The sequence below is a fragment of the Saccharopolyspora hattusasensis genome (assembly GCF_050972075.1).
GTDB classification, from domain to species: Bacteria; Actinomycetota; Actinomycetes; order Mycobacteriales; family Pseudonocardiaceae; genus Saccharopolyspora; species Saccharopolyspora hattusasensis.
The window spans coordinates 465,290-483,071 of the sequence record NZ_JBPCDC010000001.1 but is presented as its reverse complement, the minus strand read 5'-3'; the positions used below and the strand labels follow the sequence as shown (position 1 = coordinate 483,071).

Annotated in this window: 15 protein-coding genes and 2 pseudogenes; 7 read left to right on the top strand and 10 right to left on the bottom strand. The window is 66.8% G+C overall.

Annotated features, from left to right (window positions below):
* Positions 1-81 precede the first annotated feature (81 nt).
* Positions 82-1,503: a helix-turn-helix domain-containing protein gene (locus tag ACRXBZ_RS02410; protein ID WP_433883781.1), complete on the bottom strand. Its 1,422-nt coding sequence runs from the start codon at positions 1,501-1,503 to the stop codon at positions 82-84.
* A 312-nt stretch (positions 1,504-1,815) separates the two neighbouring features.
* Between ACRXBZ_RS02410 and adh the strand changes: the two genes are divergently transcribed.
* The 6 genes from adh (at position 1,816) to ACRXBZ_RS02380 (ending at position 9,359) form a co-directional block, all read left to right on the top strand.
* The gene (gene adh / locus ACRXBZ_RS02405; protein WP_433877567.1) at positions 1,816-3,339 is read left to right on the top strand and encodes an aldehyde dehydrogenase; all 1,524 of its coding nucleotides are present in this window, start codon (positions 1,816-1,818) and stop codon (positions 3,337-3,339) included.
* Positions 3,340-3,349: 10 nt separating this feature from the next.
* Complete coding sequence (locus ACRXBZ_RS02400) at positions 3,350-3,730, top strand: DUF779 domain-containing protein (RefSeq protein WP_433877566.1); 381 nt, start codon at positions 3,350-3,352, stop codon at positions 3,728-3,730.
* Between the two features lie 73 nt (positions 3,731-3,803).
* Complete coding sequence (acs, locus tag ACRXBZ_RS02395; protein WP_433877565.1) at positions 3,804-5,762, top strand: acetate--CoA ligase; 1,959 nt, start codon at positions 3,804-3,806, stop codon at positions 5,760-5,762.
* Between the two features lie 236 nt (positions 5,763-5,998).
* Positions 5,999-7,264, top strand: coding sequence for an iron-containing alcohol dehydrogenase (locus ACRXBZ_RS02390; protein ID WP_433877564.1), 1,266 nt, complete (start codon positions 5,999-6,001; stop codon positions 7,262-7,264).
* Positions 7,265-7,290: 26 nt separating this feature from the next.
* Positions 7,291-8,673, top strand: a complete 1,383-nt coding sequence (locus ACRXBZ_RS02385; RefSeq protein ID WP_433877563.1) for a MadS family sensor histidine kinase — start codon at positions 7,291-7,293, stop codon at positions 8,671-8,673.
* Positions 8,674-8,696: 23 nt separating this feature from the next.
* Positions 8,697-9,359, top strand: coding sequence for a MadR family response regulator transcription factor (locus ACRXBZ_RS02380; RefSeq protein ID WP_433877562.1), 663 nt, complete (start codon positions 8,697-8,699; stop codon positions 9,357-9,359).
* A gap of 991 nt (positions 9,360-10,350) precedes the next feature.
* On the opposite strand, the gene ACRXBZ_RS02375 is transcribed toward ACRXBZ_RS02380, so the two are convergent.
* From ACRXBZ_RS02375 to ACRXBZ_RS02355, 5 genes are all read right to left on the bottom strand, one after another.
* On the bottom strand, positions 10,351-11,808 hold the full coding sequence (locus ACRXBZ_RS02375; protein WP_433877561.1) for an MFS transporter: 1,458 nt from the start codon (positions 11,806-11,808) through the stop codon (positions 10,351-10,353).
* Between the two features lie 191 nt (positions 11,809-11,999).
* A complete protein-coding gene (locus tag ACRXBZ_RS02370) occupies positions 12,000-12,428 on the bottom strand; it encodes an ATP-binding protein (protein ID WP_433883780.1) in 429 nt (142 codons plus the stop codon).
* Positions 12,317-12,814, bottom strand: coding sequence for an ATP-binding protein (locus ACRXBZ_RS02365; protein ID WP_433877560.1), 498 nt, complete (start codon positions 12,812-12,814; stop codon positions 12,317-12,319). Before ACRXBZ_RS02365 ends, ACRXBZ_RS02370 begins: the two co-directional genes overlap by 112 nt.
* A complete protein-coding gene (istA, locus tag ACRXBZ_RS02360) occupies positions 12,811-14,418 on the bottom strand; it encodes an IS21 family transposase (protein WP_433877559.1) in 1,608 nt (535 codons plus the stop codon). Before istA ends, ACRXBZ_RS02365 begins: the two co-directional genes overlap by 4 nt.
* A gap of 478 nt (positions 14,419-14,896) precedes the next feature.
* A complete protein-coding gene (locus ACRXBZ_RS02355; RefSeq protein WP_433877558.1) occupies positions 14,897-15,115 on the bottom strand; it encodes a transposase in 219 nt (72 codons plus the stop codon).
* A 17-nt stretch (positions 15,116-15,132) separates the two neighbouring features.
* Between ACRXBZ_RS02355 and ACRXBZ_RS02350 the strand changes: the two are divergent.
* Positions 15,133-15,633: pseudogene (locus ACRXBZ_RS02350) on the top strand (IS3 family transposase); the annotation flags it as partial.
* Between the two features lie 172 nt (positions 15,634-15,805).
* Here the strand turns inward: ACRXBZ_RS02350 and ACRXBZ_RS02345 are convergent.
* From ACRXBZ_RS02345 to ACRXBZ_RS02330, 4 genes and pseudogenes are all read right to left on the bottom strand, one after another.
* A pseudogene (locus ACRXBZ_RS02345) lies at positions 15,806-15,931 on the bottom strand (IS982 family transposase); the annotation flags it as partial.
* 440 nt (positions 15,932-16,371) lie between these two features.
* Positions 16,372-16,719: a hypothetical protein gene (locus ACRXBZ_RS02340; protein ID WP_433877557.1), complete on the bottom strand. Its 348-nt coding sequence runs from the start codon at positions 16,717-16,719 to the stop codon at positions 16,372-16,374.
* A complete protein-coding gene (locus ACRXBZ_RS02335) occupies positions 16,716-17,378 on the bottom strand; it encodes a hypothetical protein (RefSeq protein WP_433877556.1) in 663 nt (220 codons plus the stop codon). The genes ACRXBZ_RS02340 and ACRXBZ_RS02335 overlap by 4 nt, the downstream gene beginning before the upstream one ends.
* Positions 17,378-17,629 (bottom strand): hypothetical protein, encoded by a 252-nt coding sequence (locus ACRXBZ_RS02330; RefSeq protein ID WP_433877555.1) that lies wholly within the window; start codon positions 17,627-17,629, stop codon positions 17,378-17,380. The genes ACRXBZ_RS02335 and ACRXBZ_RS02330 overlap by 1 nt, the downstream gene beginning before the upstream one ends.
* Positions 17,630-17,782: the final 153 nt, after the last annotated feature.

Genomic DNA, 17,782 nt, shown 5'->3' with positions numbered 1-17,782 from the left:
CGCCCTCCACAACGCCCGGCAACAGTGGCCGCATTTTGGTGCTGTTGCCGTTGCAGTCGCGTTGCCGCAGGAGGCCGGGTATCAAAACTCTTCGGCTAGAACGCGTTGCATTCGCGCGGTCACCACGTGTCGGCGTGGGTCGTGGCGCGGGAGCCGGTGCGCCAGTTGACCCAGCACTTCGAGGTCATCCGCGGGCTGATGGCAGAACAGCCCCCACAGCGCTTCGACGTCACCGCGGTCGAGGACCGCGCCGCGGAGGGAGGCGAACAGTTCGTCCCGTTCGTCGCGAATCGCCGGTGCCTCGCTGGCTTCCAGAAGAGGCCCGCGATAGGACTCCGCGGCCGCCTTGATGTCTCCGGCACGCAGCGCTTGGCGAACCGACAGGAAGTCGGCGTCGATCTCAGCGTTGAGGCGGTAGGGCTTGGTGCTGATCACGTGCTCTCCGAGGTGCGCGCGGAGCCGATGGATCTCCGCGCGAGCCGTCACCGGGTTGCCGCGGTCTCCGTAGAGCTCGCAGGAAAGCCGGTCTGCCGTGAGCCCGCTGGGGTGCATCGCGAGGAGGGCGAGGATCTCGGCGTGCCGCAGGGTGAGCGGTAGGTCCCGGCCGTTGAGCACGGCGCCGGGGCCGGAAGTGTCTAAAAAGGACAGCGACAGCACTGCTCGCGGCTGCGCCCGCGAGCCAGCTGTGCCGGGTAGTCGCAGCAGGAAGCCCTCGGCGAGGCGTTCCAGGACGGCTTCCCGCCCGTCGTCGAGCAGGACGCGGCCATGGCCGTCGCTGACGTCGATCCGCTCAGGCAGGCACAGACCCTGCCCCGGCTCGATCGCCAGCACTCGTCCGGCCGGCGTGAGCAACGCGCCGCACTCGCCGCGCAAACCCCGCAGGTGCGGCATGTTCTTGGCCCGCAGGCGTTCGTCACGGGCGGCCATCTGCGCGCGAAGGTGGCTTTCGGCCAGTTGGGCGGCGGCAGTGACCAGGGCGACCATCGCCGGGTGAACGGTGCGCAGCGGTCCGCTGATGTCCACCGAGCCGAGGATCTCGCCGGTATCCGGGTCGCGAATGGGACTGGCCGCGCACGTCCAGTTGTGATAGGTGCGAACCAGGTGCTCGGCGGAGTAGATCTGCACCGGTTTGCCGACGGCGAGCGTGGTGCCCATCGCGTTGGTGCCGATGGCGTCCTCCGACCACCGGGTTCCTTCCGCCAGCCGCACCCGGTCGGCGCGCCGCGCGACGCCGGCGTTGCCCTCGCGCCACAGGATCAAGCCATCCCGGTCGGTCACGATCATGACGTGCATCGCCTCGTCGGCAACGCGGAGCACGGTTTCCCGAAGCACCGGGATCGCGGCGGCCAGTGGGTGAACCGAGCGGATGTCGCGCACCTCGTCGCGTTCCCAGACCACGGGTGCTTCGCGCGCATCGGGGTCGACGTCCGCGGCGAGCGAGCGCTGCCAGGAGTCCGAGACCAGCGGTCGGGGAGACCTCGGCGAGCGATCTCCGCGCAGCATGGCGTCCCACACCCGCTCCAGCAGCGATGCGTACTCGATCGGATCCGCTAGCAATTCCGCGGTCACGTACTCGTCATTGAGGGTCACCCTGCCTCCTGGCCACGACGCGATCCGTCCCACATCCGGCGACACGGGTGATGGCCATGATGACTACTAACGACCGGAGCCGACAAGACCACGGTGCGTCCAGCCGTCGAATACTGACCGTTGGGACAGGTCTGAACCGGAGTTAACGGCGTTGCAACGTCGTTGCAACGTGTGATCCAGCACGCTTCTGCGCCATCTTCCCCGTTTCTGTGCAGGAGGCAGCACATGACGAAGTACGCAGCGCCGGGAACACCTGGCAGCGTCGTCGCGTACGAGGCGCGCTACGACCACTTCATCGGCGGTGAGTACGTGCCGCCGGCCAAGGGCGGCTACTTCGCGAATCAGACACCGGTGACCGGCGAGACCTTCACCGAGATCGCCCGCGGCACCGCCGAGGACGTGGAACGGGCGCTGGACGCCGCGCACGGAGCCGCGCCGGGCTGGGCCAAGACCTCGGTCGCCGAACGCGCGAGCCTGCTGAACCGGATCGCCGACCGGATGGAGGCGAATCTCGAGCAGTTGGCGGTGGCCGAGACGTGGGAGAATGGCAAGCCGGTCCGGGAGTCGCTGGCCGCCGACATCCCGCTCGCGATCGACCACTTCCGCTACTTCGCGGGGGCGATCCGGGCGCAGGAGGGCGGCATCGGCGAGATCGACGGCGACAACATCGCGTACCACTTCCACGAACCGCTGGGAGTGGTCGGGCAGATCATCCCGTGGAACTTCCCCCTGCTGATGGCCACCTGGAAGCTGGCCCCGGCACTGGCCGCCGGCAACGCGGTGGTGCTCAAGCCGGCCGAGCAGACGCCGGCCTCCATCCACGTGCTGCTCGGTCTGATCGCCGACCTCCTGCCGCCCGGTGTGGTCAACGTGGTCAACGGTTTCGGCGTCGAGGCGGGCAAGCCGCTGGCGTCCAGCAATCGGATCGCCAAGATCGCCTTTACCGGGGAGACCACGACCGGCCGGCTGATCATGCAGTACGCCAGCGAGAACATCATCCCGGTCACGCTGGAACTGGGCGGCAAGAGCCCGAACATCTTCTTCGGCGACGTCGCCGATACCCGCGATGCCTTCTACGACAAGGCGCTGGAGGGATTCGCGATGTTCGCGCTCAACCAGGGCGAGGTGTGCACCTGCCCATCCCGTGCGTTGATCCAGAGCAGCATCTACGAGGGTTTCCTGGGTGACGCAGTGGAGCGCACCAAGGCGATCAAGCAGGGGCATCCGCTGGACATCGAGACGATGATCGGTGCGCAGGCGAGCAACGACCAGTTCGAGAAGATCCTTTCCTACATCGACATCGGCAAGGCGGAGGGCGCGAAGGTCCTCACCGGCGGGGAGAAGGCCGACCTCGGCGGGGAGCTCTCCGGCGGCTACTACGTCCAGCCGACGGTCTTCGAGGGCGACAACAAGATGCGCATCTTCCAAGAGGAGATCTTCGGACCGGTGGTGTCGGTGGCTCGGTTCGACGACTACGACGACGCGCTGAAGATCGCCAACGACACGCTCTACGGGCTGGGCGCCGGGGTGTGGTCGCGCGACGGCAACACCGCCTACCGCGCCGGACGTGACATCCAGGCCGGTCGGGTGTGGGTGAACAACTACCACGCCTATCCCGCACACGCGGCGTTCGGTGGGTACAAGCAGTCCGGCATCGGGCGGGAGAACCACAAGATGATGCTCGACCACTACCAGCAGACGAAGAACCTGCTGGTCAGCTACTCGCCGAACAAGCTCGGGTTCTTCTGAGACGACGGCCATGAGCTACTCCTGCGTGGCGCTCACCTCGGGGGCGGCGGAACTGCTCCGCCGCCTCCGGGACGAGCACGGACCGCTGATGTTCCACCAGTCCGGTGGCTGCTGCGACGGCAGCGCGCCGATGTGCTATCCGGCGGGCGAATTCCGCACCGGGAACTCCGATGTCCACCTCGGCGACCTCGACGTGGACGGGGTCGCCGAGGCGATCCCGGTCTGGATGTCCGCAGCGCAGTTCGAGTACTGGAAGCACACCCACCTGACCATCGACGTGGTGCCGGGACGCGGCAGCGGATTCTCCTTGGAAGCCCCGGAAGGAGTGCGCTTCCTGATCCGCTCTCGACTGTTGACCAACGACGAACTAACCGCTTTCGGCCTCGTCTGAACGAACTGTCCTCGGTGGACGGGGTAGCCCGCCACCGAGGACGCGCGTACCCCGCGAATCTCGAAGGAGCACGATGACCACCGATCGGACCGAGCGGGTGGAGGACCTGCTGGCCGTCCCGTCGTTCGACCCGCCCGCGGAGTTCCGCGAGCAAGCGCTCGTCGCCGACGACTCGCTGTACCGGTGGGCGGCCGTTGACCGGCTCGGTTTCTGGGCGGAGCAGGCGCGCACCCTGCACTGGGACCAGCCCTTCACCGCGGTGCTCGACGACTCGGATCCGCCCTTCTACCGCTGGTTCGACGACGGGCGACTCAACGCCTCGTACAACTGCCTGGACCGGCATGTGGAAGCCGGACTCGGCAGCCGGGTCGCCTTCTTCTGGCACGGCGAGGAAGGCGACGAGCGTGCCCTGACCTACGCCCAGCTCCTGCGTGACGTGCAGCGTTTCGCCAACGCGCTCAAGGACCTCGGCGTGCGCAAGGGCGATGTCGTGGGCATCTACCTCCCGATGGTTCCGGAGGTCGTGGTCGCGATGCTCGCCTGTGCCCGCATCGGCGCGGTGCACAACGTCGTGTTCGGCGGGTACGCGCCGGAGGCAGTGCGGGACCGGATGCAGGTCTCCGGGGCCAAGGTGCTGGTCACCTCCGACGGGGCGCGCCGCAAGGGACGGGTCAATGCGGTCAAGGACAACCTTGACGGTGTGCTCGCCGAGATCCAGTCGTTGGAGAAGGTCGTCGTGGTTCGCGCGACGCGCACGGCTGCGACGATGCGTCCGGGCCGCGACGTCTGGTTCCACGAGGTATGCGCCGCCGCGGATCCGGTGTGCCCCGCCGAACCCGTGGAGGCCGAACACCCGCTGTTCATCCTCTACTCCTCCGGCTCGACGGGGAAGCCGAAGGGGATCCTGCACACCACGGGCGGCTACCTCACCGGCGTTTCCTACACGCACCGCCTGGTGTTCGACCTGCGTCCCGACACCGACGTGTACTGGTGCACCGCCGACGTCGGGTGGATCACCGGCCACAGCTACGTGATCTACGGACCCCTCGCCAACGGGGTCACGAGCGTGCTGTTCGAGGGCGCGCCCGACTACCCGCACAAGGGCATCTGGTGGGAGGTCGTCGAGCGGTACCGGGTGACCACCTTCTACACCGCTCCCACCGCGATCCGCGCGTGCATGCGGTGGGGCGCCGACCATCCGGCCCGCCACGACCTGAGCTCGCTGCGGCTGCTGGGCAGCGTGGGCGAGCCGATCAACCCGAAGGCCTGGATCTGGTACCACGTGGTGATTGGGAGCGAGCGCTGCCCGATCGTGGACACCTGGTGGCAGACCGAGACCGGCTCGATCATGATCGCGCCGCTGCCGGGCACCACCAGCGCCAAGCCGGGGTCGGCGACCAGGCCGCTACCCGGCGTGTGCGCCGACCTCGTGCCCGGCTACGCGGCCGGGGACGAGGGGAGCGGCCTGCTGGTCCTGACCGAGCCGTGGCCGAGCATGCTGCGTACGCTGTACGGCGACGACGAGCGGTACGTCAAGACGTACTTCCCAAACGGTCCGCGCACCTACCTCGCCGGCGACGCAGCACGCCGGGACGAGGACGGCTACTACTGGGTGCTGGGCCGGGTGGACGACGTCATCAACGTCTCCGGGCACCGGCTGTCCACCGCTGAGGTCGAATCGGCTCTCGTCGCCCACGACGACGTCGCCGAGGCGGCTGTGGTGGCCCGGCCGGACGAGCTGACCGGGCAGGCGATCGTCGCTTTCGTGACGTTGCGCAGCGGTGTCGAGCCGAGCGACAAGATCGAAGCCGACCTCCGCGAACACGTGGCGGCCCGGATCGGCAAGCTCGCCCGCCCGGCGAAGATCGTCTGGGCCGACGACCTGCCCAAGACGCGCAGCGGGAAGATCATGCGACGGCTGTTGCGTGACGTGACTGAGGGGCGCGAGTTGGGGGATGTCACCACGCTCGGAGATCCCGGGGTGCTGGATGGACTGCGTTCCCAGCTCGTCGACCCGAGCGAGGACGAGTGAGCTCACCCGCCCGCCATGGGCGGAACTGACCGATCGGACAGGTTCCGTCCGCCCGGTCGGACGGTAGCGCTGGGCGACCGGCACCCTAGCCTGACTGTGTGGTAAGCGTCACTCATGGGACTACGATGGTGCTGAGATCGGAGCGCAGCCGTCGGTGGGGAACCGGAGATTATCGAGGTCCGCGTGCAGCCGAGCATTGCGGAACAGCCCTGCCATGGTGCTTGGAGGATGCCCCCATGACCATGCGAAGCCGCATGCCCCGTCTCCCGCACCAAGAAGCAGGCGAAGCGCCCGGGGCCGAGTTGCTCCAGGGCCCGCAAGCCGCGGGCGAGCGAGTGCGAGCGGACACCACGAACCGGTTGGCCAAGTTCCACGTCCCGGAGATCGTGTTCGGGCCCGGCGCCCTGGCCGAACTCGGGCACTGCGCCCGGAGACTTGGCGCTCGGCGACCCTTTCTCGTGACCGACCCAGGACTCACCGAGGCCTGCTGGGCGGCCGAGGCGGTCGGTCACCTCAGGCGGGTGGGGCTGTCCGCGGTCGTGTGGGACGCCGTGACACCGAACCCGAAGGACCACGAGGTCGAGGCCGCGTACGAGCGCTACGTCGAAAGCGGCAGCGACGTGATCATCGGGGTCGGCGGGGGCTCGGTGATCGACGCGGCCAAGGGAGTCGCGATCCTGTCCGGCAACGGCGGCCGCATCCTCGACTACGAGGGCGTGGACAAGGTCGTGCATCCGATCCCGCCGCTGGTGATGGCCCCGTCCACCTCCGGTACCGGTGCGGACGTCTCGCAGTTCGCCATCATCACCGACACCGCCGCGGCCACGAAGATCACCATCCTCAGCCGGACGCTGGTGCCAGACATCTCGCTGGTGGACCCGCGACTGCTGATCACGATGCCGGACTGGCTGAACGCGGCGACCGGGCTGGACGCCCTCACGCACGCGATCGAGTCGTTCGTCTCGCTGGCGCACAACACGCTCACCGATCAGCATTCCCTGCACGCGGCGCACCTGATCGTCGAGAACCTCGCGCGCACGTTGTTCCGGCCGACCGAGGCTGCGCCGCGGGTGGCGATGGCGCAGGGAGCGCTGGAGGCCGGAATGGCCTTCACCAACGCCATCCTCGGCGCCACCCACGCGATGAGCCACCAGGTGGGCGGTCTGCTGGACGCGCCGCACGGCGTGATCAACGGGGTGCTGCTGCCGCACGTGATCCGGTTCAATGCGGAGACCGACGCCGAGCGCTACGTTCCGCTGGCGGCGGCGGTCGGCATCGAGACCGCGGGCGTTCCGGCCCGCGAAGTGGCGTGCGAACTGGCCGACCGGGTCCGCGAACTGGCCGACATAGTCGGTGTTCCCCGGGGCCTGAGTTCGCTCGGCGTGACCGGTGCGGACGTTCCGCTGCTCGCCCGCAACACCCTGAAGGACGCCTGCCTGACGACCAATCCGCGAGATGCCCGCGAAGTCGACATCGACCGGCTGTTCCGGGCAGCATTGTGAGTCCTGGCCAGCACAGCGAGGTAACGGTGGCAGCGCGCAAGGAATCCGGGAACGGCACCAATAGTCACACCGACCTCGGTGCGCTCACCGGGCTGCGCTCGGGCAAGCGGTCGTTCTACCCGGAGTACGTCCGCTCGGCCGAACGGCTGGAGTACGCGGTGCAGGCGCTCGACCGGATCTCCCGCGCACTGGTGCGGACCGTCGAGGGCCCGCGCACCCTCGTCGAGGCGGTGGTCCGGGCGGCCGCGGAGCACCTGCAGGCGGACTGGCTGCTCCTCGCGATCGCCGACGGCGCGCTGCGCGCTGCGCGGCCGAGGTTCCTGTTGCTGTGCAACGGAGAGCTGATCGACGACGAGGCCGGATTGCCGGCCGAGGTCGGCGAGCACCTCGACGGGGTGCGGTCGCGTCCGTGGGAGGTCGAGTGGGAGCCCAGCGGACCCGGATGGGTCCGGGCTCCGATGACCCTGGACGGTGAGCCGGTCGGCGGGATTGTGGGCTGGCCGGGCAGCGAGGTGTCCGTCGCCGACACCGACCTGGCCATCCTGCGGGTCCTGGCCAACCAGGCCGCGGTCGCGTTGCACAACTCGTTCCTCTTCCACGCCGCCGTACAGCTGCGCGGTCGCACCGAGCAGCTTTCCGAGGCCGCCGCGAAGCAAGCACGCGACCTGGCCGCCCGCAACGCCGAACTCCAGGAAACCCAGCGACGCCTAGTCGAGGCGATGCAGCGCCAGGCGCTCGACGACGAGCGGCACCGCATCGCGCGGGAACTGCACGACACGGTCACCCAGTACGTGCTCAGCGCCGGTATGACGATTGAGGTGTGCCGGTCCGAGCTGGAGGCCATGGGGCCGGAAGCGGCCCGCGTCGCGGAACGGTTGGCGCCGGCCAGGGGAGCCACTCAGCAGGCCGTCGAGCGGCTCCGCGCGGCGATCTATGCCCTCCACCACAGCGCTGAGGAACCGCCGGGCTCGTTGCCCGTCCTGCTGCAACAACTGTCCACAGTGCACCTGCCCAGCGACCTGAAGGTGGGAGTGCGCGTGGAGGGCACCCCAGCGCCGCTGCCGCCCGAGGCGGAGAACTCGATTCTCCGGCTGACCGGCGAAGCGTTGTTCAACACGGTCGCGCACGCGCACGCGTCCCGATCTCTGGTGCACTTGGTCTACAAGGCCGATCACCTGCGGCTCACCGTGTCCGACGACGGGACCGGCGATCCCGCGCAGTTGCGGCGGTCGCTGCACCTGTCCTCAGCAGCGGACCTCGCCGGGCGCCATCGAGGACTGGTCAACATGGCTGCCCGGGCACGGGAACTCGGCGGGACCCTGTCGATCCGGCGGTCCCGGATGGGCGGGATCTCGTTGCAATTGCGTGTTCCGCTGCCGTCGCCGACGTCTTCGGAGGTGACGATGTGACCAGGACCTGGAAGGAAGTCCCGATGCAGCCCGACAAATCGACTGGTGCGTCGGAGCACGTTCGGATCGTGCTGGTCGACGACCACGCGATCGTCCGGCACGGCCTGCGGTCGGTCCTGGAACGCGAGAACGACCTGCAGGTCGTGGGGGAGGCGGCTACGGCGAGGGAGGCGCTTGCGGTCGTCGAGCGGACGCGGCCGAACATCGTGTTGCTGGACCTCAAGTTGTCTACTGGGGACAACATGGAGGGCCTGGCCCTTTGCGGGGAGCTCACCCGGCAGCACCCGGATCTCGGGGTACTGATCCTCACGACGTTCCTGGACGGCGGCCTGGTGGTCGACGCGATCCACCGCGGCGCCCGCGGTTACGTCGTCAAGGACGTGGACACCACGGAGCTGGTCCGTTCGATCCGAGCGGTGGCGCGTCGGGAGAGCTCGTTCGACTCGCGATCCGCTGCGGCCATGGTGCAGTCGATGAACGCACCGACGAGCGAGCCCCCGCTCACCGAACGGGAACTCAACGTGCTCCGAGAACTGGCGCGCGGCCTGAGCAACCGCGACATCGGGAGCAAGCTGTTCATATCGGAAACCACGGTCAAGTTCCACGTGCGCAACATCATGCGCAAGCTCGGAGCCGCCACCCGCGCCGAGGCCGTCTACGAAGCCAGCAAGAGGAAACTGATCTGACTGTCCACGGGTGGCCGAGAGTCCGTTCGACGACCGCACGACAAATCTAGGATTCGCCGGTGTAGAGCTAGAATCCGGCGACGTTGCCAAGCTTCCAGGATTCCGCTTTCGGTCGTGGCTCGGAGAACTGGTCTGTTGAACTTCGGTACTCGGTACCAATTAGGGCTCTTGTGACTGATCCGTGGGTGGTGTGAGCTGGGGTTTTGGGCCTGGAGATTGTCCGGACGTTCGGCCGCGTACGCCGCAAGCCGGGCCGCGCGCTCTCGGGCGTCGGTTGTGGCCCACGGAGGAACCGGGATGGTGGCGAACCATCCGATGCCCCCGGCCGCGTCGCGGGCACCGCGCCCGGTCCGCCACCCGTGCGCCAAGGCCCGTAGCGCGTCGGCGCGCATGGTTCGGGCCTTCCGCTTCCGTGAGGGTGCCGGGAATCACTGTGCCGTCTCTGACGAGTTGAGACGACTTCTCCTAGCGCCGACACGCGGCGTTCCCTTCTGATTGCTGACGGTGATCGTGATTCGGTGAGGATAGCCGCTTTCGGTGACCTCCCGACGGGTGCACTCGGGCCGGCGGTGTGGCCGGCGTTCAACCCGTTGCTCTTGCTCATGGGTGTGGAGACCAGCGTTTTTCCGTGAGCAGTGAGCAAGTGACGCGGCAGGTAGCGGCCATTGGCGGCCATGTGGTGTTCGTGGCGGGCCGCCGGCCGTGCGGCTGAAATATGCTGGCGGTGACTCCCGCCAGCGGGCCGTGGACCGGGACGGCTCGTGATCCTTCCGTCGCTCACCCTGTCCGATTCGTGGAGAACCGAGCGTGAGCGACTACTTTTTCGTGCGTGCTGACCGATCGGCACGCTTCCGACGTGGCCCCGTTGCCAGGAATGGCCGTCTGTGGCCGTTGCCGGGCGTATGTGGCGCGATTGATTTCCGACATTCAACAGGCATGGCCTACGGTGGTGTTACGAATTGGGCCGTCTCGCCGGGGAATGCCGGAAGGGTCAGCATGCCCGGGTTTCCGTTTCGGGCACACGGGATTTCCGCAGCACCACGGCCGTGGTCACCGCGGCGGCGATGAGGATTGCTGCCGCGACCGCGCTGGTGACGTGGATGCCGCTGATGAACGCGGAGAACGCCTGCTGCAGCAGAGCTTCGCCTGCTCCGCCGGGCAAATTTCCCGCGAGTTCCGCGGCACCTGCGACGCTGCGCGCGGCTTCGCCCGGTGCGTTGGGCATTCCGGATTGGTAGGAAGCCAGCAGGACGCTTCCCAGCACGGCCACGCCGAGTGCGGCGCCGAGTTCGTAGCCGGTTTCCGATACTGCAGATGCCGCGCCTGCGCGTTCTTCTGGTGCAGAGCTGACCACTGCGTCGTTGGTGAGAGTCTGGGCCAATCCCATGCCGAAGCACACGAAGGAGAATGCGATGGCGGCGAAGGTCACCTGCCTGCCGTCGGGCAGGAGGGTGAACATCACGAACCCGACCACCATCAGACCGACACCGACGACGAGTGTTCCGGTGGTGCGCAGCCACCGGGAGACCGGGACCGCGAGGAAGCTGGCAACGACTGCGAGCAGCAGGCCGGGCAGCAGCGACAGGCCGGCCACGAACGGGTTGAGGCCCAGGACGATCTGGAGGTACTGGGTCAGGAAGAACAGTGCCGCGATCATCGCGAACAGCGTGATCAGGTTGAGCATCACGGCGATGCTGAACGGACGGATGGAGAACAGTCCGATATCCAGCAGCGGTTCGTCGAGCTTGAGCTGACGGCGGACGAACGCGACCCCGCTGGCGGCACCGACCAGGAACAGGGCCGCGGCCAGCGGATCGAATCCGTGTTCGGCGAACGATTTGATGCCGTAGACCACGGGGAACATCGCGGCGGCCAACAGCAATACGCTCACCGGGTCGAGCTTGCCGAGCTGCGTGGCCTTGGATTCACGCACCAGGATCGGTGCGAAAACGATAACGAGGACCGTGATCGGCACGTTGATGAGGAAAAGCGAACCCCACCAGAAGAATTCGAGCAGCGCGCCGCCGAGCAGAGGTCCGAGCGCGGAACCGGCCGACAGGGCAGAAGCCCACACCGCGATGGCGGTTTGTCGCTGCCGGCCGTCGGGGAACATGCTCCGGATCAGCGACAAGGTGGAGGGCATGAGTGTCGCGCCGGCGACTCCCAGCAGGGCCCGGGCGGCGATCATCACGCCGGCACTCGGGGCGAACGCGGTGACCAGCGAAGCGACGCCGAACCCGGCGGCGCCGAACATGAGCAGCTTGCGCCGGCCGATCCGGTCGCCGAGCGCGCCCATCGAGACCAGCAGCGCGGCCAGCACGAACGAGTAGATGTCGACGATCCACAGCAGTTCGACGGAACCGGCGCCGAGGTCCCGGCTGATATGCGGCACGGCGAAATTCAGGACCGTCATGTCGACGGAGATCAGCAGGACCGGCAAGGTGAGCACCGCGACCGCAGCCCATTCCCGCGGACCCGCCTTGTGCGTACCGGCTGTCGTGATTTCACTGGAGGAACACTCAGACGTCGCATTGTCATGCGACGATGCGTGGTTTTCGGATTGCTGACAATTCGACGAATGTCATTTGCCACGAGGAAGGGACCGGGGTATTGCCGCGGGGATGGGACCACGTGGTCGGCTCAGTGAGCATCGTGGTCTCCCGTCGTGGTGGTGTCAATGGACGCGTCGGAGGGCGCGTGTCCGGGTTTCTGTCGTTGCCGGTAGGACTCGCCCTCGATGACGAGTTCGTGAGTGGTGGAGGTGAGCCGGTCGACGGCGGATTGGGCGAGGAGGGGGTCGCTCATCATGGCCAGCCACTCGGCAGGCTCGCGGTTGGAGGTCAGCACGGTGGACGCGGTGTGGTGACGGGCCACGACGAGCTCGTAGAAGTCGGCGGTCTCGGTGGCGTGCAGGGGCTGGAGTGCGAAGTCGTCGATGAGCAGGAGCCGGACCTGGGTCAGCCGGCGCATCTCGGCCTCGACGCTGTTGTCGAGGCGGGCGGCTTTGAGTCGTTTGAACAGCGCGTCGGCGCGGAGCATGAGCACGCTGTGGCGGCGGCGGACGGCGATGTGCCCGAGCGCGGTGGCCAGGTGGGTCTTGCCGACCCCGACCGCTCCGAGCAGGCAGGCTCCGTGGGGCCGTCGAGGAATCGCAGGCTGGTGAGTTCGTTCCAGAGGGTGCGGTCGTAGCGCACCGCGGCGGACTCGTCCCAGGTTTCGATGCGCATGCCGGGGTCGAGGCCGGCTTTGCGGGCCCGTAGCTGCGCGGACTGGGTGTCGCGGCGGGTGGCCTCGTCGGCCAGCACGAGCTCGAGGAACGCCGCGTGCGAGAGGTGCTGCTGTTTGGCCAACGTGAGCCGTTCGGGCAGCGTGTGGAGCATCTTGCCGAGCTTGAGCGCCCGCAGCACCTGCTTGAGCTCGGGTGAGACTGGGTCGATCATCGTTGTGGCGCTCATCGGGTCGTCGCCTCCCCTCCGCCGTCGATCACTTTCATCCAGTACGGCTTGACCCGCCGGAACTCGCGCGGATCGCGGGCGAAGCGGGCTGGGGTGGCCGCTCGTGCGGCCGCCGGCGCCGGGGTGGGGGTGTTCTCGGTCGCGTGCTCCAGCATCGAGGCGATCTTGGTGACGGAGATGACGTCGATGTCCAGGGCTTTCCCGCACGCGGTGTCGGCTGGTCCGGAGCCATAGCGTTTGGCCAGCCCGAGCAGCCGGTAGACCTGCCGCATCCGGGTCCAGGGCAGCTTGTCGTCGAGCAGTCGTTCCGCGTAGATGCCGACGTTCTCGCCGTGCGCGGCGGCGGCGCGGGTCAGCCGCTGCAGGTCACGCAGCGCGTAGGCGGTCTTCTCGGCGGGCAGGTCTTCGGGGTCGGTGCAGCGGCCACCGGGGCGCTGCCGGGGATGGGTCTTGATCAGCTGGCCGCGGTGGAACAGCTTGACCAGTTCCGCGTCCGCGCGGGCTTGGACCTGCTGGCCGATGTAGGCCTTCGGGGCCGAGTACAGCGCCTTGCCAACCTGAACGTGGTAGTCGCGGTGCACTTTGACCTCGACATAGATCGGCACCTCATACGGCGTCTCGGGGGCGGGCAGCAGCGCGGTGGCCTCGTGCTCGGCGAACACCTCCGCCGGGCGGGCGTGGATCGTGCCATGGATCCGCAGCCCGGCCTTGTCCCGGCACCAGGTCTCGGCGCGGGCCTGGGCGTCGGCCAGGTCCACAAAGGTCTCGCCAGCGAAGAAGTTGCCGCGTACGTACTGCACAGTCCTCTCGACCCGAGGTTTGTCCTGGGGTGAGCGGACCCTGGCCGCGTCCGTGACGAAGCCCCTGGCCTGCGCGTACTCCAGCCAGCCCACGGTGAACTGCGGATTGACCGCGTCCGCCTTGGCCACCATCGCCGACGCGTTATCCGGGATCAGCACCCGGAACACTCCATCGAAGTGCCGCCACGCCGCCTCGCACCCGGCCACGACGGCCTCCAGCGTCTGCGCAAAGGTCAGCCACACGAACATGTGCCGCGAGAACACCGCCGTGAAGATCAACGCGTGCACCACGCGGCGCCGCCCCGCCGACGGGTCATACAGCAGCCCCATCTTGGCGAAGTCGATCTGGCACTCCACGCCCGGCGTGCCATCGGCCACCCGCACCGTGTCTCCAGCGCCACGGTCCCGGTAGCCGGTGCGCTCCACGCAGAAACGGTGCAGCGTCCGATGCGGCACCACCACCCCCTGGCGGGCCAGCAACTCCCCGATCTTGACCACCGTCAGGTCCTTGCCGACCCACTCCACGATCTGCTCACGCTCGGTCTCCAGGCTCTCCCACGCCGAGCCACGACCAGCCGGGCGATCCGGGCGCACCCCGGCCACCACCTGCCCGATCAGCTCGTCGGTCAGCTGATCCTCGCCGCCGTCACGATCCAGCCCCGCCGCCACCGCCGCATCGGTGTAGCGGCGGACCGTCTTACGGTCCACCCCGGCCTGCTCAGCCACCCTCCGCAGACCCTTACCCGCCATCCAGGCCCGCAACATCTCCCGAACTTCGATCACAGCAACCTCCCGGTACGCCATCCCACAGGACCTCCAAGTCGATCAACTTGGATCGATCCCATGTGGACAATCGAGAACCGTCCCGGCACGACACGCCAGGTGGTCCCATTAGTGGCAACCAAGTGGTCCCATGACCATGGCAAAACACCCGCTTCAGTGGTCCCTAGTTCGTGGCAGCTGACAGACGAATCTGCCACGTGAGGGAGGTTACCAGTCTCCTCCGTGTGGCTGTTGCCAGTATTCATTTTCGGCAAACCCAGAGGAACGTTTGAAGAGGCGATGATGAAGTAAGGGGATGCGCCTGGTTCCTTCGTGGACCTGAATAGGGCTGCCTTGTTCTGGGCAAGCGGCTGTGACGTGCACTTTTGCCTGTGCGAGGTGGCTTCGCCACGACGCTTCGCGGGCTTCGGCGGGCTCGGGCGACGATAGTTTCCTGCGATAGGGAATGCCGCCGGGGTGTCGCCTGCCAGGTTGACGGGTTCTGTCGCAATTTGCGTGATCAACTTTCTGACGGCCGGATCTTGGGGATCAGTCGTGAGCAGGATGCGCTGCCCAGGTTCTTCCACAGGTGCCACCGGTCCGCGCATTGCACCGCCTGAGGCGCACCGCGGGAAGCGCCCTCGGCATAGGCTCCGGACCTATCGCGTGTAATCACCTGGATCTCGGGATGCTTCTTGAGCCACTCGGCGAGGGTGTCGGCCTCCCGGCCCTCCAGCACATCGTTCTCTCGGGTCGATGGGTGGCCATGTCCAGCAAGATAGTGGCGTAGTTCTGCCCACGTCTGATCGCGAAGTCATCCACTCCGAGCACGGTTACCGCTTCCACCGGCGGGTCGGGCACGGCTCGCACCAGCCGCAACAGCGTGTCCCGTCCCGTCCGCAGCCCCAGACGACTGGCCAGTCGGGGCTCCCGCACGGCCGGCCAGCGCCAGCCCGATCGACTCCAGCATCCCGCGCAGCGGCAGGCTCCGCCGGGCATGGCGCATGGTCAGGCCCTCTACCTGCTCGGCGAACGTCCGCACCGAACAGTCCTGGTGAGCGCAGAAAAACGGAGCAGCCGTCGGATCGCCGGTCGCGGGATGAGGAACTGATCCCGGAGATCCGGGCGGTCTGGGGACAGCAGGGCAAAGGGATGTACGGGGCCCGAAAAGTGTGGAAACAGCTCTTACGCGAGGGCGTGAAGGTAGCGCGGTGCACGGTTGAGAGACTGATGCGCGCCGAAGGCATGACCGGGGTCGTGCCCACACGGCACCGGCCGCGGACGACGATCCCCGGCAGTGCGGACCCCAGGCCGCGTGACCTGGCGGAACGAGATTTCAGGGCGCCGGCACCGAACCAGCTGTGGGTCACCGATGGGACCTATGTGGACATTCTCGATGGCGGTTTCTGCTATACCGCTTTCGTGACGGATGGTCGAGCAAGGCCGCCAGCACCTCACGTTCGCCGATCTTGGGGTTGGCCAGGCACCACATGACCGGCATCCCGTCCCCGGTGCATACGAGATAGAGCTTCAGGCCCCAGTACCAGCGGGAATATCTGACGGTTGGTGTGCGCGGTGCCGTGAGCGTTTTTCGGTGCTATGGCACCCAAAATCACTCACGGCCAGGTGGCGACCTTCGCCGCGGCGGCGCGTGGGGTTGGTAGCGGAAAGTCCGGCCGCCGACATCCTGGCCCTGCTGGACCGGTTGGAGCTGCCGTAGGTCGTCCTGGGCGGATGCTCGATGGGCGGCTCCGTCGCCGCTCCGTCGCGATGGCGGTGCCGCGGGCCGCGCCGCAACGGGTCGCGGGTGGCCCACCACGTGATCTTCCACTGGAACCGGCTCGGACTCGACGCCGCAACGCAGCACGCGCTCGCCCACGCCGCCGCCACAGCCATCCTCCAACCCTCCGAAGAGGTAGGACGTACCAGCCTTTTTCTGCAGAGGAACGCCCCACATGAGCCAAGCATATAGGGGCGTCCACTATGGCGGTCCGATTAACCGCGCAGTGTTGAATCGTGAATGCCCACGTGTGGATACACACGCACGTTGAGTTGACCTTTCAGGTCTTCGGACTCGAAGGTGGCCGCGAGGCGTGTTTCGCCTTCACTGGTTTCGATTTGCAGGGTCGTGGCCTGCTCTCGGTAGCAATGCCAGATCAAATCATCGCCTCGATACCAATCGAAGCGGACTGATGATTCTGCGGTGTCGAAACTGACGTGCAGCTCTCCGTCACCAGTTGGGATGGTAACGTAGCGGATCCAGGGCTCTTCTCCTCGTTGGGGCGACTCGCCGAACTGGTCGAGAAATTCCTGGTCCGCGGGTACCGCTAGCTCTGTGATCAATTTTTTCCTCCAAAGGGGATGAGCGTGATTAGTTGAAGGTCTCCGTCGCTGCTCTCTTGCCAGACGGTTTGAAGTTTCATGAAACCACCCGGGCCCGCTAGAAGTGATTCACGCACTTGTCGACGCCCCCAGCTGTGATCTGATACCTGCGAAATATTATTGTCGGATATTACCACATCCTCCAAATGCTCACGAATAATCTCTCTACCTTTAGGGTTGTCGAATATCCTAATGCGGCTTAGTTCGGTTTTGATTTGGTTCGACCTGTCGGCGGCGTGCTTACTTGAGTTGACTTTCCCAAAAGTGTAATCGAATTTACCTTTGTCGATGACTGCTCTGGAAGTTCGCTGACGTGGCGTTTGCGGGGAGCCACTCGAACGCACTGGGGTCGGGGTGCTGCCGGATACGTGTCCGCGTTGGCGGCTTGCGACTTCCTGAATCCTCGCTTGAAGATTCACGAGAGCGCGGACAGTTTCGGCGGCTGCTACTGCGATCTGCTGTGCGGCGGCAACAGCGTCGTTGTCTGTGCCGAGGATTTCGGCGAGTTGGTCCCGGAGGGTTTCGATGGTGTCGCAGAGTGCGTTGGTTTCGGTCAGTGGTATGGCGTCAGCGGTCAGACGGAGGTTTTCCACCTGACCGCTGATTGTCTGGTCATTCATCACTGCTGGTGGTATGCGGCCTTCTCGATGACCATCTGCCGGAGGTGTTCGAGCCCGGTCGAGACCGTGCCCACTTCGTTGGAGACGGCGCTGATCTGGCCGTGGAGGTCTTGGGCGCTGGAGGTGTCTCCAAGGATGCCAGCGACCTGCTGCGCCATGGATTCGAGTTGTCCCTTGAGCGCTTCGGCCTGGCCGACGGGCACTTCGTCGGCCAGGGCGTGCAGCTGTTGTGCCTGTTCGGCGATGGACACGGAATTCTCCTTCTGGGTGTTCACTGTGGACGGTTGGTGAGGTTTGGATGCCTGGCCAAGGCAGCGGTACGGGGTTGTCGTGCCTTGGCCAGGCGCGGCCCGGTGCCGCGAAGGGAATCGGCGGCGACAGCATCGGACCGAACTTGTGGGCGG

Excerpts from the sequence above, each read along its gene's own strand:
- adh (WP_433877567.1), top strand. The coding sequence starts at position 1,816 with ATGACGAAGTACGCAGCGCCGGGAACACCTGGCAGCGTCGTCGCGTAC.
- ACRXBZ_RS02365 (WP_433877560.1), bottom strand. The coding sequence starts at position 12,814 with ATGAGCGCCACAACGATGATCGACCCAGTCTCACCCGAGCTCAAGCAG.
- ACRXBZ_RS02390 (WP_433877564.1), top strand. The coding sequence starts at position 5,999 with ATGACCATGCGAAGCCGCATGCCCCGTCTCCCGCACCAAGAAGCAGGC.
- ACRXBZ_RS02400 (WP_433877566.1), top strand. The coding sequence starts at position 3,350 with ATGAGCTACTCCTGCGTGGCGCTCACCTCGGGGGCGGCGGAACTGCTC.
- ACRXBZ_RS02380 (WP_433877562.1), top strand. The coding sequence starts at position 8,697 with ATGCAGCCCGACAAATCGACTGGTGCGTCGGAGCACGTTCGGATCGTG.
- ACRXBZ_RS02410 (WP_433883781.1), bottom strand. The coding sequence starts at position 1,503 with ATGCTGCGCGGAGATCGCTCGCCGAGGTCTCCCCGACCGCTGGTCTCG.
- acs (WP_433877565.1), top strand. The coding sequence starts at position 3,804 with ATGACCACCGATCGGACCGAGCGGGTGGAGGACCTGCTGGCCGTCCCG.
- istA (WP_433877559.1), bottom strand. The coding sequence starts at position 14,418 with ATGGCGTACCGGGAGGTTGCTGTGATCGAAGTTCGGGAGATGTTGCGG.
- ACRXBZ_RS02335 (WP_433877556.1), bottom strand. The coding sequence starts at position 17,378 with ATGAATGACCAGACAATCAGCGGTCAGGTGGAAAACCTCCGTCTGACC.